The 16,939-nt window shown below is 39.7% G+C and carries 13 protein-coding genes; 3 read left to right on the top strand and 10 right to left on the bottom strand.

Annotated elements, in window-relative coordinates:
- Nucleotides 1-23: 23 nt before the first annotated feature.
- Nucleotides 24-944 carry a hypothetical protein gene (locus CXF86_RS18495; RefSeq protein ID WP_145992395.1) on the bottom strand — a complete coding sequence of 307 codons (921 nt, stop codon included), beginning with the start codon at nucleotides 942-944 and terminating at the stop codon, nucleotides 24-26.
- 607 nt (nucleotides 945-1,551) lie between these two features.
- Between CXF86_RS18495 and trpS the strand changes: the two genes are divergently transcribed.
- Entirely contained in the window at nucleotides 1,552-2,589 is a 1,038-nt protein-coding gene (gene trpS / locus CXF86_RS18490) for a tryptophan--tRNA ligase (protein WP_101091889.1), read from the top strand.
- A 521-nt stretch (nucleotides 2,590-3,110) separates the two neighbouring features.
- Here trpS and CXF86_RS18485 read toward each other — a convergent pair.
- From CXF86_RS18485 to CXF86_RS18470, 4 genes are all read right to left on the bottom strand, one after another.
- Complete coding sequence (locus tag CXF86_RS18485) at nucleotides 3,111-3,956, bottom strand: MBL fold metallo-hydrolase (protein ID WP_102039718.1); 846 nt, start codon at nucleotides 3,954-3,956, stop codon at nucleotides 3,111-3,113.
- A gap of 82 nt (nucleotides 3,957-4,038) precedes the next feature.
- The gene (locus CXF86_RS18480) at nucleotides 4,039-4,671 is read right to left on the bottom strand and encodes a DJ-1/PfpI family protein (RefSeq protein WP_101091908.1); all 633 of its coding nucleotides are present in this window, start codon (nucleotides 4,669-4,671) and stop codon (nucleotides 4,039-4,041) included.
- A gap of 159 nt (nucleotides 4,672-4,830) precedes the next feature.
- Nucleotides 4,831-5,817, bottom strand: a complete 987-nt coding sequence (gene hemB / locus CXF86_RS18475) for a porphobilinogen synthase (RefSeq protein WP_101091887.1) — start codon at nucleotides 5,815-5,817, stop codon at nucleotides 4,831-4,833.
- A 506-nt stretch (nucleotides 5,818-6,323) separates the two neighbouring features.
- Nucleotides 6,324-6,596: a hypothetical protein gene (locus tag CXF86_RS18470; RefSeq protein ID WP_101091886.1), complete on the bottom strand. Its 273-nt coding sequence runs from the start codon at nucleotides 6,594-6,596 to the stop codon at nucleotides 6,324-6,326.
- Nucleotides 6,597-7,502: 906 nt separating this feature from the next.
- Between CXF86_RS18470 and CXF86_RS18465 the strand changes: the two genes are divergently transcribed.
- Nucleotides 7,503-8,996, top strand: coding sequence for an EAL domain-containing protein (locus tag CXF86_RS18465; RefSeq protein WP_102039717.1), 1,494 nt, complete (start codon nucleotides 7,503-7,505; stop codon nucleotides 8,994-8,996).
- A 249-nt stretch (nucleotides 8,997-9,245) separates the two neighbouring features.
- On the opposite strand, the gene CXF86_RS18460 is transcribed toward CXF86_RS18465, so the two are convergent.
- The 4 genes from CXF86_RS18460 to CXF86_RS18445 all read right to left on the bottom strand — a co-directional run bounded on the left by CXF86_RS18460 (nucleotide 9,246) and on the right by CXF86_RS18445 (nucleotide 13,106).
- Nucleotides 9,246-10,610: a TrkH family potassium uptake protein gene (locus tag CXF86_RS18460; RefSeq protein ID WP_102039716.1), complete on the bottom strand. Its 1,365-nt coding sequence runs from the start codon at nucleotides 10,608-10,610 to the stop codon at nucleotides 9,246-9,248.
- 1 nt (nucleotide 10,611) lies between these two features.
- The gene (locus CXF86_RS18455) at nucleotides 10,612-11,265 is read right to left on the bottom strand and encodes a potassium channel family protein (protein WP_102039715.1); all 654 of its coding nucleotides are present in this window, start codon (nucleotides 11,263-11,265) and stop codon (nucleotides 10,612-10,614) included.
- A gap of 116 nt (nucleotides 11,266-11,381) precedes the next feature.
- A complete protein-coding gene (locus tag CXF86_RS18450; RefSeq protein WP_101091882.1) occupies nucleotides 11,382-12,077 on the bottom strand; it encodes a response regulator transcription factor in 696 nt (231 codons plus the stop codon).
- 9 nt (nucleotides 12,078-12,086) lie between these two features.
- Nucleotides 12,087-13,106 (bottom strand): sensor histidine kinase, encoded by a 1,020-nt coding sequence (locus CXF86_RS18445; RefSeq protein ID WP_219622742.1) that lies wholly within the window; start codon nucleotides 13,104-13,106, stop codon nucleotides 12,087-12,089.
- A gap of 687 nt (nucleotides 13,107-13,793) precedes the next feature.
- Here CXF86_RS18445 and CXF86_RS18440 point away from each other — a divergent pair.
- On the top strand, nucleotides 13,794-14,801 hold the full coding sequence (locus tag CXF86_RS18440) for a DHH family phosphoesterase (protein ID WP_101091880.1): 1,008 nt from the start codon (nucleotides 13,794-13,796) through the stop codon (nucleotides 14,799-14,801).
- Nucleotides 14,802-15,182: 381 nt separating this feature from the next.
- On the opposite strand, the gene CXF86_RS18435 is transcribed toward CXF86_RS18440, so the two are convergent.
- The gene (locus tag CXF86_RS18435) at nucleotides 15,183-16,727 is read right to left on the bottom strand and encodes a glutamate synthase-related protein (RefSeq protein ID WP_102039713.1); all 1,545 of its coding nucleotides are present in this window, start codon (nucleotides 16,725-16,727) and stop codon (nucleotides 15,183-15,185) included.
- Between the last annotated feature and the right edge of the window lie 212 nt (nucleotides 16,728-16,939).

Below are 16,939 nucleotides of genomic sequence, written 5' to 3'. Positions count from 1 at the left end.
AGCGATATATTGTTATATAGGATTTAGTTATAGATGTGCTGCAAATTATCAATCACACTCTGATAATCTTCGCCTTTAAGGATATTAAGGTAGTTAGTGGTAAGGCTGTTTACTTTATTGTTAGCCATGCTGCTATTGGTACCGCCGTGGTCTTGATATCGATAGCGATAGCTCGACCCATCTAGATTATCAGTCACTGTATAGTCATAACAACTTGAGGGGGTACCATACTTGAGGCTTAAATCTTCTGCTGCTTCACCTAGCACATTACGATTAAGTTGACACTGCGTCGTTTTATATGATGTTAAATATACATTTTCAGCAATCTTTTTATCGCTTGCTGCCCCCATCGCTTCAACATAAGTGGCCATTTGCGTGCCTGCGCTTTCTATGAAAGTAATACTGTTTTCTTTGAAGTGAACCCTGTCAGCCAATATGGCGTAACGAAACGCAGCCGCAGCCGAGTAGTGCACTGTGATGTCGGTATAGTAAGGTTTAGAGGTGTTGAAGGCGGGTGATGCATAAAGTTTATTAGACTCACTTTCCATGTTCGCTAACGTGTCTAAATCACGAATCCCCGCACTATCTAGCCGATCACTGTAGGCCTTCATGCTGTATTCTAACGCTCTTAAATCTCGAATCATGTCTTCTTTTGCTGCATTATCAAATACACTTTGTACTATGTCTTCAATCTGCTGCAGGCTTTCTTCAGATAGGTTGACATAGTCCGGTGAACTAGGGCCAAAAATTGCATCTTGCAATGCAGATTTAACCCCACCTTTAATTGCAGAGCTAGCACCAGCCATCACCTGACCAGCAACCCACCCATAGGTAAGAACAAAACGAGGGCTTGCTTCTTCAACTTGTAAATTACCCTCATTATTCGCCGAAACAGAACTAGCACTTATTATGCTAGCAAGGGCTACGATTGTTTTACATTTCATATTATTTAAATCCATTTAATTAATGAATCTGCAAACTACCTCTCCATTTATTTTAAGTACAGAGTAATTAACCTTAAGATACAATATATTACACCAGGTTACTAATTTGTAAATACGCAAAGCCTTTAAATAAGGGCTTGGTAATGTATTTAAACGTTAATTAAGGCGAGCAAATGGGCTTTCTCGGCTAAAACATTAAGCATCGTTGGCAGAAAACTCTGTTCCATGTTGAACAATATCATTTGCCGATCTTTTTATTAAAATATGTATCAACAACTTTATGGTACAACCTAAAGGTTCACCAGTAGTGTAATTAAGCATAGAAATCTGAACATCCCTAGTAAAACGGTCTCCTACCTATAAATCACTTTGATTAGTGCACATTTGAAGCCAAAATTTAAATCCACTTGAGCCATATCATCCAAAATGCTACTGTCGAAGTATGAATTCAATAAACCTGTTCCAACTAACCTCAGTTTTTTGGTGGCGCTCTTTCACATAGAGCGGCACTGAATCCTGTTTGTTCAATAGCCGTCGGATGACAGCTATTGACCCACTATAAATAAGTCTATAAATGTCTCCGATGGAAAATTTTGGAGATATTAAAATGCAAAATAATAACTTAAACTTAAATCAATCCCCCCGTAAATCAGAGAAAATCTTAACTGGAGACAGAGCAACTGGCCCACTACATTTAGGGCACTATGTTGGTTCACTCCAGCAGAGAGTGATGCTACAACATCTGCATGAGCAAACTATTTTAGTGGCCGATCTGCAGGGGCTTACTGATAACGGTCATAATCCACGTAAAGTCTCGAACAATATTCTAAATGTTGTGGCTGATTATCTAGCCGTGGGCATTGATCCCAGCAAAACGACCATTTGTCTGCAGTCAGCAATCCCGGCTCTGTCTGAGCTCACCATGTACTATTCAAATTTAGTTTCCGTATCGCGATTACAAAGAAACCCTACGGTAAAATCTGAGATATCTAATAAACAATTTGGCAGCTCCATTCCGGCAGGTTTTTTGACTTACCCGATTAGCCAAGCAGCCGACATCACTGCATTTAACGCGACACTTATCCCTGTTGGTGATGATCAGCTTCCCATGATTGAGCAGACAAATGAGATCGTTCGACGGCTAAATCATATTGCCGACGAGCAAATACTCGTTGAGTGTAAACCGTTATTGAGCAAATCTTCACGGCTACCGAGTCCGGATGGAAAGAGCAAAATGTCAAAATCTCTCAACAACTGCATTCTATTGGGTTCGAATGAGCAGGAAATATCGCAGGCAGTGCAATCCATGTACACAGATCCGAATCACATTCGAGTTTCAGACCCTGGTCAGATCGAAGGGAATATCGTGTTCACATATCTGGATGCGTTTCATCCTGATGCAGCCTATATCGATGAGTTAAAAGCTCATTATCAGACGGGAGGCTTAGGTGATGGAACGACCAAAAAGATCTTAAATCAGGTATTACAAGAGCTTTTACAACCAATACGTGAACGCAGAGAGATTTTTCTATCAGATAAATCGCAACTCGTAGAAATCTTAAAACGAGGGAGTGAACGCTCGCAGGATGAAGCCAGTCTTGTGCTCGCAAGGATAAAAAGAGCCTTTGGGTTGAATTTATTTTAGTGCTGCGATAACTTTTATAATCATATCTTCGGTACGTCGCATTGATAGAGTCCGGGTGGACGAACATCTGATCTCAGAATAGCCGCAATGCAATCTACGAGGTTACTTAGCACTGGGTTTTCATCGTTATGAGTAATACTTTACTCATAACTAAACTTCCCCTGATGATGATAGCTGAAAAAACTTTCAGATCAGACAAGGCCACATCAAACCTACTCTAATAAATGTAAAATAAAAGTTCATATTAATTCATATTTAGCCTATGAACTATTGAAGAACAAATACATCTTGAACATTAATCTTTAGCGGCTTCGTTCAACTCACTTATGTGACACAAAAGAGTTAGTGCCTAGACTCCAGCCCATACAGCTTCGATTAGGCAAATTATGGCAATCATATGCCCGATAACACTGTAATAAAACGTTTAAAGCTGCAGCACTAACTGTAACAAGAAGCACTAGAAAATGGGCAATAGACAATGCGAAATATAATACTGACTTAATTTATTAATAGCAGTAAAATCAGATACTAATGCTGCGACCTGCTGGGAAATATTCTAAGCGGTCACCAAGTACACCTTTCAAAATATTATAGGCTTTCATTCCTGTGCAGTGTCCTGTATACAGCTTATCTATTGGGTAATTTAATATTAATTCACCAATCTCTTCGATCTTCTCTTTAGTTCCACCAATACTGTTGAATAATGGTAATCCAACTAAGTGAAAACCACCAACGACAGCTTTTATTTTAGTGCTAGGAAAATGATTAAGCGCCGTATCGATCATATTGAGAACGCCACTATGAGCGCAACCAGTAAATACTATAAGCCCATCATTTTCCTTTATGACCAACAACAATTCGTGATCAAATATATCAGGTTTGCAACTATCACCTGAGCCAGTAAAAAGGTATTTATTACCTTCTGGCTTTGCATATTTATTACTTAAATCAGTGATTATAAAGATATTAGGCAATATTTCAGTCATTTGATTAACAAAGGTCAAGCGACTAGCACCTTTGGTAAGCAACTGTTTATTTACACCTACATCAATTTTAAAACCCAAAGTTTTAAAAGTATAATTGGTGTCTTCGCATTCACGTAAATACACTTGGGCCTTAGAGTTGTAGTCTAGAAAGTGCGTAACTCCATTACAGTGATCATGATGACGATGTGAAATAACAGCGGCATCTACATTTTTAATATCCACACCTAACAAACCTGCATTATCACAAAAAGCTCTACTGTTTCCCGCATCAAATAATACACTCTTTCCCATAGTGCTGGCGTGAATAGACAGCCCTCTTTCAATTTTTAGATCTGTTCGATTATTCAATCTTGTATTATCAATTAATGAAGTAAGAATCATAACGACTACCTTTTCTACAACTCTATAAGTATTGGGAGGATCTACTTTATGCTCAAGCGCTGAATAAGCGAACAATGCACGACTACCTTTTAGAGGTCATTCGATTTATGCCTTCTTGTTCTGCTAATAAAATTGTAGAGCTAATGAGTTCTTCAAAGTGTTCCAATTGACCCGCTGGTATTAGCTGGTTTTGGATAAATTGTCGCTTCTCTGAATCAAACAAACGTTCCGCGACCCAACCTATTAGGTACACCAAAGAAAGACAACCGCCTGCTGTAGCAATATTGCCTTCGATGACCAAAGGTAAATCTTGAACATTGCCGCCCATTTTCTTCAGTACATTTTTAGCATCAGGGTTTGTCGTTAACAACAAACCGTTTAACAATCCAAGTTCATGAAGAATAAAAGAACCAGCACATATCGAACCAATTAACTGTCTGTTTGGATCGAGCTTTAAAGCTGACATAAATTCACAATCCTGTAATGCTGCAGGAATACCACGCTTGCCACTCGTAATTAGCACTACATCTTGATTAATCACCTCTGAGATAGGACCATCTGTCTTTACCGACATACCTAGATGCGAGCGGTGTTCTGATTTAGTGCCTAATATTGACACAACCCAGCTATCTGTCGTTCTACCGAGTAAGTCATACATTAAGAAAAAGTCTACATCTGTAAAATCGTCAAATAATACAATGCCAATGTTGTACATTATTTTGATACCTCATTATTCATGTTTGAGATCTGCATAACAGCCATTAAACAACATATTACATAGTAAAAAAAGAGTGTCAGTAGCTTCTACAAACACTCATTTGGACACTAAATTTTACAGACAAACACAAAGGACTGCAGGAAGGTTTCGATGAAACTAATTTTTCCCCTCGGCTAACCATGTGGCATATTGTTTCGTATAATAACTAACAATTAGGTCAGCCCCAGCACGTTTTAACCCAATAAAAGTTTCAGTTACTACCGCTTTTTCATCGAGTGCGCCAGCAAGAGCTGCGAACTTAATACCGGCATATTCCCCACCCACTTGATATGCAGCGAGGGGTAAATGGGTTTCTTGCCTTAAACGACAGATCACGTCTAAATAGGGTGTTCCTGGTTTAACCATCAGAATATCTGCACCTTCAGCCTCATCAAGTGAGGCTTCAAGTAGAGCTTGACGACCGTTGGCGTAATCTAGTTGGTAGCCTTTTCTATCCCCACTAAGTTCACAGTCTACTGCGGCCCTAAATGGGCCATAAAAAGAAGACGCAAATTTTGCCGAATGTGCCAAAATTGCCACGTCCTGAAAACCAGCAGCATCAAGTCCTAGACGAATGGCTTTTACTTGACCATCCATCATTGCCGATGGTGCTAACATGTCAGCACCTGCTTTAGCTGCAGTCACTGATTGTTTGACCAAATTTTCAACTGTAATGTCGTTACAAACTTTGTTGTTTTGCATTACACCACAATGACCATGATCGGTATATTCACAGAAACAAATATCTGGAATTACCATCATTTCGGGAACGGCAGATTTTATCGTCTTGACCATACGAGCAAGTAGACCATTATCATTCCAGGTGTCACTTCCTTGGGCATCCTTGGTGTGAGATATGCCAAAAGGCATAACATAGCGTATGCCGAGAGCGTAAAGCTGTCGAATCTCATCGGCTAGGTGACTCTCGGGAATACGGCTGATACCAGGTAGGGTAGAGATAGGTACTGCTTGATCGATCTGTTCTTCGATAAATAAAGGATGAATTAAATCGTTGAGCAAAAGGTGGCTTTCACGCAATAGATCGCGCATGGCTTCGGAGCTACGTAAGCGTCTTAAACGACGCAATGGGGTTATGTTCAAAATGGAGTAACCTATTCAGATATTATTAGGGACTCAGTTTAAATAAAGGAAAATAAATTTAAACCTTACATAATAAGACTTAAAGCGGTATGAAAAGTTCTGCGTAACTATAGCTAAATATTTTATTACCATTAGTATTGACGATATAAACCAATTTATACATAACACAACAAATCGATAACAATAATCAGGCTAAACAACTTGCTAAACACATGTAGTAAACAATAGCCTTAAAAGGAGTATAAACAAGCTTAATACGTATCTAATACTTTAAGAGCCTACCTCCGATGTGCTAAAAGTACATTAATGAACGTTTTAGAGCGGTAAACCAATTATCCGTCAAAATAACTGTTACAAGTATATCTGTCATGGCTATGTGCCCACATATCCCAAAGAAAATTTCTTACTTACCTCAATAGCTCCACGTTAACTTCAGCTAGGGAGGCGAAATGTTCTAGCGAACAAAACTGACAGGCATAGGCTTTCGATGTTCGGAAATGACATAGCTGCTATTCATCTTTCATCCAATCCAAATTCGGCAGTGCGTCCAAATGCTGGGCATAACGTATTTCGTTAAAAGAGGCACCATTTTTCATGATATCGGATACTTCGATAGCCAGCGCGCACGCCATCCATTGAACCGCTTCTTCACGCGGTGTACCTGTCATGACTAAACGCATCAAGGTTTCTTTTACCTTTTTGGGTTCACCGTCAGCGATTTGATTTTCGACTGTTTCAATTAGTGTCTCTTCAGTCATGTAGCTGTCTTGTTGTTTGTCCATTATAAATTCTCTGCTAAGTACATAACGCCATTATGTCGTAAACATAGTGCAAGCAATAGAACAAACTCTTAATAACTTGAGCGTTGTACTCAATAAAGCAAATTTGGGAAATGAAAATTTAACGGTGTTTATAATCTGATTAGATTTTATTCGCCTTTATGACGTTTTTTGAGTTAATAATATCAGCAGCTAACACATACAGGAAAAATTGAGTTAAACGCCCTAACCCATTTTTGACAGAAACAAGCTACTGCTAAGACCTTAGAGGTGGGTCGTGAGATTAGGAAATGTATGGTAATAAAATAAAGTTTACACTGACCCCACATACCTATAAGCAAGGCTCAAAAACTTAGCCCACTATCATGCATGGGTGGCTTATTGGTTCTTGGCCAATTTTTTTATTGCTGGCTCTGCTGAACTATTGAGCTTTGACCCTACTAGCGAGGCTGTTTGCCGTGAAAAGTGCTAACGAGCTCATTCAGTGGATAAGATACTAATCTCGTATCAGGCGTCACGCTTTACTTTTTAGTGAACTGACAAGAGCCCTGATAGCAATGCTATCAGGGATTTTTTGTTTCATACAAGTGGCGTTTATTAATCATGGTCTCTATTTTTGTTGCTAGCAACGATTTCATGGCAAGTCTAAGATGCACAAGGCATTTGTTCGAAATGCTAAGGCATTGATCGGTTGGGGCGTCATGTAGTATTGTGATGTCGCAGATGGCGTTGTTCTGGTTACTTTTTGATAGAGCCTATTAAGTTTAACCGATCTTTATGCAGTAAACTGTTGATTTAACTATTTTATTTTAAGTTGCTTAATTGAAAATAAGTTGCTTGGGGGTTTAGCCTAGGGCTTGCCATCATTTTGGTCACATTGAACGTATTTTTGTGTTTGAGGCAAGCTTCATGGAACGGATGAAATATGGGGCTGTATTTGTGGTCATTTTTCTTTTATGCATGGTTAGCATGAAAGGGCTTGATCACTTTCTGGCAAAAAAAATTATTGCCCGCGATGCAAAAATTCTCGCTGATAAGTTTGAAAAGGTAATTAGAAATAGCGCTTTAGAATTGAATAAGCTGCCATCGATTTCAAAGACAGATTTTAAATGCGATCAAAGCACCACTGAGAATCTAAGGGAATTTGTATTTGATGCAAGTTTTATTAGATGGGCTGGGGTGACAAAGGATGGAGAAATATTTTGTGAGTCCAATGATATCATTCGCGATATCAGTAAAATTTACACCCATAGAATATCTCCTAATTTTAGTTTTGGCGTCGTAGAACTAGCCAATAGAAAGCATCATGAATGGATATTAGTGAGGCATTTTGAGGATGTAAACTATACAGCAAGCATTACGCCGCTAGCGCCTCGCTTCTTTGTGCCGTTAGAGTGTGAACACTGTTCCGAATACACCATCTCCTTTAAGTCAGATCCCATGTTAGTTTTTGGCTTTGAAACATTTGACGGTAAGCCATTTGTGAGTGAAACGGTGGTCTTGAAATCACCTTATTTTGTCGCCACCTTTGAGCTTTCGGGGAATTTTGAATTCTATAAGCAATACAGTACAATTTCTTGGTTGTTTATTACTATTTTTGCACTGTTGTTTGCTTTTGGGCTGACCTATCTGGTTAAGCGTTGGCAAAGACATTCAGTTTCTATGCACGCTCAAATTGTGGCAGGAATTAAGCACCAAGAGTTTATTCCTTTTTATCAACCTATCGTTGATTCAAGAACCCAAGCTGTTATCGGCTGTGAAGTATTGATGCGATGGCAGCAACAAAATGGTTCATTGATCCCCCCTAACCAGTTTATTCCCTACGCGGAAGCCAATGGTCTGATTATCGATATGACAAAGGTCTTGCTTGAGCATGTTTTTAATGATGTTAAGTCATTAGGTAGTAAGCGCAAGGCACTATTCTTTAGTATCAATATTGTTCCAGAACACTTAGATAACGATGATTTATATCTTTTGCTTAAAGGTATTGTTGAGTCCAGTGAGTTGAAGCCGCATCGTATTTCCTTAGAAATCACAGAGCGTTTGCCCATCAGTGATTTAGTTGCTGCGCGTCAGATGTTAGATAAAATTTACGCGTTAGGGATCGATTTAAAATTAGATGACGCTGGTACGGGATATGGTGGATTTAGTTATGTACAAACCCTCGGTATTAGTACGTTAAAAATAGATAAAATGTTTGTCGACACCATCGGTCATGAAGATAACTTTAACGCCAAAACCATTGACGCTATTATTTCATTTGCTCAAAAATCAGAATTATCCATGATTGCAGAAGGCGTAGAAAATGATAACCAAGTGGCATATTTAAGTGCACAAGGTGTGTATTTAATTCAAGGTTACATTTACTCAAAACCTTTGTCTGCGAAGCAGTTTTTTCAATAGTCTGATTAGTTTTTATATGGAAAAAGGTTATTAATCCAGAGTTGGTGAAATTATCTCCCAACTCACTTTGGGTAATAAACGTGTTAAGCGCTTTATCCTGTTCCTGAACATAAATGAGCTTACTTACACACTTTACCTAATAGTTTAAGATAATAAAAAGTAAGTCAAAGTTCAATTTGGCAAAGTTCAAGACCTGACCTTAGAATTACTTTTATGATCGACGGAAAATTTCATCAACCTGAAGGAAAGTTACCCTATAGCAAGTTTAGTTTCAGCGTAGCGGGTTTTTTTCTTTCTTGGGCTAGCTAAAAAGTATGCCAGAGTAAGTGGCCCTAGCCTTCCCATAAACATCATAAAAATGATAATGGATTCCCCGGCCATAGAAAGGTCTCCCGTAAGCCCTCGAGACAGCCCAACCGTGCCTAATGCAGAGACGGCTTCAAAAACAATATCTAACATCGGGGCTTCTTCCGTCAGCAACAATGCAAAAATGGCTAACCATGTCACAACGATTGATATCATAGTTAATGCAAATGCCTTGCTGATCGTTTCCTTAGCTAGCTCGCGCTTAAAGATATAAGTTTGCTCATCGCGTTTTAAAAAGCTGTAAGTCGACAGTATCAACACCATGAACGTCACCACTTTTATACCACTTGCAGTGCTCAAGGACCCCCCACCAATAAACATCAATAATAAGATAATCGAAGATGTCGCATCTTTAAGCTGGTCAATTGCAAGAGTATTAAACCCAGCAGTCCTTGGCGTTACGGCTTGAAACCAAGAAGCGAGCCATTTCCCTGTTTCACTCAAAGGCCCCAAAGTATTAGGGTTATCATACTCAATCAAATAAATGGAAATCAGAGCAACTGCATTAATGACAATCGTGCCAATAATCATCATGCGGCTATATACGGTTAATTTAGACCATTGACGATGACGTTTTAAGTCCATCCACACCGAAAAGCCCAGACCACCGATAATAAAAAGCCCTGTAATGGTTAGATTAACAACTGGATCACTAACATAGGACATTAGACTATCTGCGCTCAGTGCAAATCCTGCATTATTAAAAGCACTAATCGTATAGAAGAAGGCGTGAAACAAGCTAGTTTGCCACCCTAATTCGGAGCGCCAATAAGCCGCCAATATGATCATACCGATCAATTCTACTATCAATGTAAATATCAATACCGATTTAGCTGTAGCAACCAATGTTGATGAGTCCGTTTGATTAAAAGCTTCTTGCGCTACAGTTCGTTCCATAAAGCCAACTTTGCCACCCAATGCGATTAAAGTAACAATGGCAAATGTCATTAGTCCCAAGCCACCACATTGAATCAATATGGCTATGATTGTTTGGCCAAACTGTGTGAATTGTGTCCCTGTATCAATCACGACTAAACCTGTTACCGTAATGGCTGATGTCGCCGTAAACACGCTTTGAACCCAACTTATTGAATCATGAGTTGCGATAGGAAGTTTGAGCAATAATGTTCCAAGTACGATCAACAGTAAAAAACTACCGCACAGAATCACTGGAGGAGCGGCATATAATTTCTTACCTGCGTTAGGTTTACGTTCAATCAGTGAAACTGAAGGGTGCCATAAAACCATATTACATCATCCTTGGAGCTAGGTATTTCAGTTCTGATTGAGTAGCACAAAGCAAAATTATATCGTTAGCTTTAAGCACAAAACTCTCTTTAAGCTCACTGAATACTTCTTTATCGCGCTTCACCAGTATCGTTTTTATACGGCTATTAGCCTCTCCTAAAACCTTGAAAATGGGAGAATCGTGTAACCTTGGCTTGACTTTAATTTCAACAACATAAACACCGTGCCCTATAGGTATATAGTTATTTACCATCGGATAATTGAGCGCTTGCGCCACTCTTATCCCCATTTCTTCTTCGGGGTGGATAATACGCTGTACACCAAGTTTAGATACAATAGTGTGGTGAGCTTTTGTGCTAGCCTTAACCCATATCTCTTTTACCCCTAAGTTTTTTAAGGCTAATGTAGTCAATAAGCTAGATTGCATGTCTTCTCCAATCGCAACTAACACAGCTTCACTATTGGCCAAACCTAACTCTCTAAGCGCACCTTCATCTGTCGAGTCACAAATGACTGCTTGGGTCAGGTCTTCCACATATTTATCTACGAGCTTGGAGTCTCTATCTACACCGGTCACTGTATGTCCAAAGTGGATTAATTCTAAACTAGCAGACACGCCGAAACGCCCCAATCCAATTACAGTAAAATGAGCCATGGTTTTACCTTTCTTATTGTTCAAATGCGGAATTTATATCGCCAGAACGGCACCACAATCTAAGTAACCTATCATCATAGGGTGCTTTAAAATCAGCGTACTTTAAGAGCTAATAATCACACCTTCGCCCCCATAAACACCAATCGATACCCCACTCCCGCTTCTGTCTTTATTACTTGCTGTTCATCAGCGCCGTCATTGAGTTTTTTGCGTAAATGGCTTACCAAGACTCGTAAATAGTGCGTGTCCTCAGTATGAGTATTGCCCCAGATCTGTTGCAGTAAGTCCGACTGTTTAACCAATCTCCCTGGGTGCTTCATTAACATCCCCATAAAGGCGAATTCTTTCCTCGTTAGCTCTATTTCTAACGCCGATAACCAAACTTGATTCGTACTTTTTTTCATCTTCAGCGCACCAAAACATTGCATGTCATCCAAGTTAGTATCACTAATTAGATCTCGCACTAGCACTTTAATCCTTACGATAAGTTCACGAACTCCAAAAGGTTTACTCAAATAATCATTCGCGCCAGCTTCAAGTAAGCGAATTTTTTCATCCTCTTGATCTCGGGCAGTCAAAATCAATACTGGTGTTTTGCTCGTTTGGCGAATGATTGATAGCAGGTTTATACCATCGCCATCAGGTAAACCAAGGTCGAGTACAACTAAATGGGGGGCGTAACTTTTAAACATCTCTACTCCCTCAGCAACGCTATCAGCACCTATATATTCAAAACCCTCTGCTGCCAAAGATATACGGATAAAGGTATGAATTTGTGGCTCGTCATCGACGACTAAAACTTTATAGCTCATATTGTATCCTTAGCTGCCTAAAGGTAGACAAATTCGTATCAGACAGCCTTTTTTGACCTCAATACACTCAATGGATCCTTCATGAGCAGTGATCACACCTTTTGCTACTGCAAGGCCGAGCCCTGAACCAGAATCAGCATTCTTAGTTTTATCCCCAGAATAAAATAGCTTAAACATTAGCTCTGATTCTCCAGCATTAGGTGACTGGCCGTCATTATGTATATCAACGACAACAAAGCCCGTTTCCTGACGAACTACCACTTCTACAAAAGATCCCTTTGGAGAGTAGCGAAGTGCGTTATCTAGGACATTAAAGAAAGCTTGTTCAATTAAGGATCGGCTTACAGATACAGAGTCGATAGCGCCCTCTACAGTAACGACTATCAGCTCTGATAAAATATCAAAGCGATCGATAACATTGTTCAAGATATTGATGAGAGATTCTTGGCTTTTTCTAACCACCATTGCTCCGTGCTGTAATTTAGTCGCTTGTAATAGATTTTCTATATACTGGTGTAGCCGATGGCTCTCTATCGTCGCACTATCAAGTAGTTGATACTTTTCTTTATCACTGAGTAGAAATAGGTATTCTTTTAGGGTAGTTAAATTACCGATAATACCCGCTAAAGGTGTTCTCAAATCATGAGATACCGAAAGTAATATTTGATTGCGAAGTTGAGCCTGTTTTAGCTCGTCTTGCTGACGACGGTAACGTTCTGCCAATTGGCTCGTTGTAAACGCAACAACAAGGAACACCACGAGATTGATAGAATCATCAAGATGAAACATCTGAAGTGAATGACGAGGGGTTGTAAAGAAAAAATTAAAACTTAATGCTTCTAGAATAGCGACGATATAAGCCATTCTAGAATTGCACTGAAAAGCAATAATCACTATTGAAAGTTGAAGTATCAATAAAACTGCAATGGTAGAGCCTAGCCATAGATCTACACCCTGCGATACAACAATCGCGGCTGCGAATATAAAAAATGAAAACAAATAGCGATTCTGAAACCAATACATTGTCATATAGAGAATACTAAAGTGGTTGCCTTAGGTATTACTCTAGCAAATGCTATTCATCTCTTCGCGTAAAAAAAACGTAAAACTAGCAAAGTAGTAGCCTTTTTAGCACGTACAATTCTAGCTTTTCACTGTTTGGCATGTACATTATTCAATTGCCGTGAAGTTTAAATGTCATTGATGTTGGGTAAGTATATCCCGTCCCAAAGTGCATCTACACATATGACAATCCCAATGAATTAGTTACTCAATTTCACAGTTAACCGGAGAAAGATAGAATCAAATAAAACGAATAAGCCACCCATGCTAGTTGGCAAGCTTTTGCGGGGATATCGATACTTTAGAATATTCGACTTTGATGTTTCAGGAGGAAAGGCGAAAGTAGAATGAACTCTTTGAGCGAGAGCCATGGAAACCTTGATAAAAGTAGGTTATTGTCGGTAAAACAAAGGAATGCTAGCTGTCAATGAACAGCAAGAGTCAAGGACGAAGCATTAGCCACAGGGTCACTAAACAAGGTTCTTATCATTAAGTACCGACTCAAAGCGCTAAAGCCTTCCATTTAAATCTCACTAAAGCATTTCAAACTAAAAATAGGATAGCGGGTCTGAATTTTTTTAAATTTGAAAAGTTTTCTCTGCCCTCACTTATCCATGACCTCACTGATTAAAAATTAATAAAGTAAATAATATAATGAAAAAAACTACATTAATTAATTTTATACAAAAGTTATCTTCTTTACAGCGCGTCGTTATTCAAGCTCATGATTTCCCAGACCATGATGCGATTGCATCGGCCTATGCAATGTCATACCTACTTAAGGAACTGGGGATAGATTCACTCATTGTATATAATGGCGAAATTGATCGGATCTCTTTATCCAATATGATTGAGTGGCTAGATATACCAGTAACGCATTGCAGCAAAGCTCAGTTGACTCCTATGGATAAAATCATAACTATCGATGGTTGTATTGGGGAAAGAAATGTCACCGATATGCCAGGGGAAGAAATTGCCGTTATTGATCATCATGTTGTGACGCCGCCAAAAAACTTATGGTTTTGTGATGTTAGGGAAAACTATGGGGCAACTGCATCAATAATATTTGAATATTTTCAGGATTTAAATATCAATATCCCTAGAAAAGTCGCTACTGCGCTGCTCGTTGGTCTTAAGATTGATACCGCACATTTAACCCGTGGTGTTTGTTCTGCCGATCTAAAAGCTTTTATTGTGTTTAATCAATGTGCAGATCTAGCATTAGTTAATAAAATTTGCCGAAATGAAATTACTTATACAGAGCTAAAATTGTTTGAGCATGTTTGCCAGTCTGTTGAACAGAATAAAGGGGTGGGTTTAGCAACTGTCTCTATAGACTGCCCTAAAAATATGTTGGGAATTCTTGGAGACTTTCTACTGACTGTCAACGAGCTTGATGTCGTTGTCGTGGCACAGTCTAATAATCAGGGGATACAATTATCGTTACGCTCGGAATGTGAACATGTCGATGTTGCTAAAATTATGAGAGAACAATTGAACTTCAAAAATATAGGCTTTGGGGGAGGACATCCACACATGGCTGGCGGCATTGTTTTTAAAGATTTTTTTGATAAATTTGTCGATAACGAAAACGTTCATTTATCTCCCATCATCGATTCAATTTTAGCATTGAGAAGTTTGAATTTAAGTACAACCCAATAGTAAGTAGCATCAAAGTTCAGTCAAAATTTGTAGCAATATCCTTTAACTTTATTTGCTTTGTAAAGGGAGCTTGCACATGCTTAGAACACTAAATAATGAGTCCTATTTAAGCGTCACTAAGATTTAAAACTCATTGAATATATTCGTCAAGCCCCCCACAAAGGCATGGCTCTTGTAAGTGTAATGCCTAGGCTCTGTGGGAGTGTTCATATACGTCTTTGTTGCTCATCTGTATAAATAAAGCCAGTTAACCACTCTCAAGTAAACGAATAAAAGCTCTTTGCTAATCTTTAGCAAGGAGCCTTTATTCACTAGTTAAGCTGGTTGATTCCGATATCATGTAACATACTGATAAAAAATAAAAATCATTACTGCTCCATGCTAAAACTTGGTCAATCCAGAGTATTTAACACCCGATAGTTCTGCCATCTCTTTATTCCAAGTGGCAAGGTCGTGTTGGTTGAATTTGTTTAAATCATCATGACCACACGCTCTCGACATCACTTGCATCAGCTCAACTGAAGCTTCAAAGAAATTCTGCAACTGCTTTGATGCTTTAGTCACATTAAGCCTTTGCCTCAGATCCGCTTTTTGAGTAGCAATTCCTGCTGGGCAGTTATTGGTATGACACATCCTAGCAGCGACACAACCAATCGACTGCATGGCACTATTTGATATCGCGACGCCATCGGCTCCCAACGCCTTTGCCTTAACAAAATCCATAGGTACACGAAGCCCGCCTGTGACTATCAAGGTGACTTTTCCACTAACACCTTGCTTATCAAGGTAAGCTCTTGCGCGTGCTAACGCGGGAATGGTTGGCACACTAATATGATCTCTAAACATCTCTGGCGCCGCGCCAGTGCCACCACCACGGCCATCGAGGATGATATAATCAGCGCTAGCATCTAATGCGAATTGAATATCATCTTCAATATGGTTGGCGCTGAGTTTAAAGCCGATGGGAATGCCTCCCGTTACCTCGCGAACCCTATCAGCAAATCGCTTAAAATCGTTAGCGCTATGAAGATCTTTAAAGGTCGGCGGAGAAACTGCAGCGGTTCCCGCTTCGATGCCACGAACCTGAGCAATTTTACCAATATTTTTGTTGCCCGGTAGATGACCGCCCGTCCCTGTTTTGGCGCCTTGCCCTCCTTTAAAATGAAACGCTTGTACCCCTTTTAACTTGGACTCATCATAACCAAAACCGGCGCTGGCAAATTCGTAGAAATAGCGCGAGTTTGCTGCCTGCTCTTCCGGCAGCATCCCTCCTTCACCTGAACATATCCCCGTTCCAGCTAACTCGGCTCCAGTGGCCAGTGCAATCTTGGCCTCTTCAGACAAAGCGCCAAAGCTCATATCTGATACAAGCAGTGGAATATTCAATTTAAGGGGTTTTCTTGCGAGTGGGCCAATCACCAACTCGGTGCTGACAGATACATCTTCCTGTAAAGGTTGTTTTGCCATCTGTGCCACCATGACTTGCAAGTCGTCCCAGTGCGGTAGCAGATACCTTGGTACTCCCATTGATGTCATTGGCCCGTGGTGTCCCATCTTAGACAGCCCTTCACGTGCGAGCTGATGGATAAACTCGACCGTCGGTTCCTCTTTGGTTGCCGTAGCGACAGGCTCCTCGCCTGCGATGGTGATCTGCAGCCCTGGGCCTTCGTGTCCCACTTGCCCATTAGAGAACTGCTTATGAGAACCGTCACAAAAGGGTAAGTTTGCACTATGTTTACAGCAGCAAAGATAGGTATCGCCGCTATCTTGAGCTATAAAACTCTTAGGTTTGAAGTCCGTTCCGGCATGAGACCCATCACAAAAGGGTTGGTTTTTGGACCGACCACAGGTACAAAAATAATATTCCTTATCTTTGATCAGTTCGACTTTCATTGGTTTGTTGTCTGCAACAATAGGTTTACTCATGTTCCATCCTTCTAATGATAGTATCCACTTTTCATGGCTTATCTATAAGGTTAGAAGAAGGATAACCTCTTTGGTATTTCTAAAAAAAGTATTTCACATTCAATGTGATTAACGGATCCGTTGGCTAGAAGTCATCAATAAGGAGCAACGATAGGCACTAACAAGCCATCCATGTTACCCATTAAGAAAATGCAGGGCTTCTAACATGCTAA

It is taken from the genome of Shewanella sp. GutCb (assembly GCF_002836135.1).
Classification (GTDB): Bacteria; Pseudomonadota; Gammaproteobacteria; order Enterobacterales; family Shewanellaceae; genus Shewanella.
The sequence above is the reverse complement of the archived record's forward strand: the minus strand, read 5'-3'. Positions and strand labels throughout refer to the sequence as shown.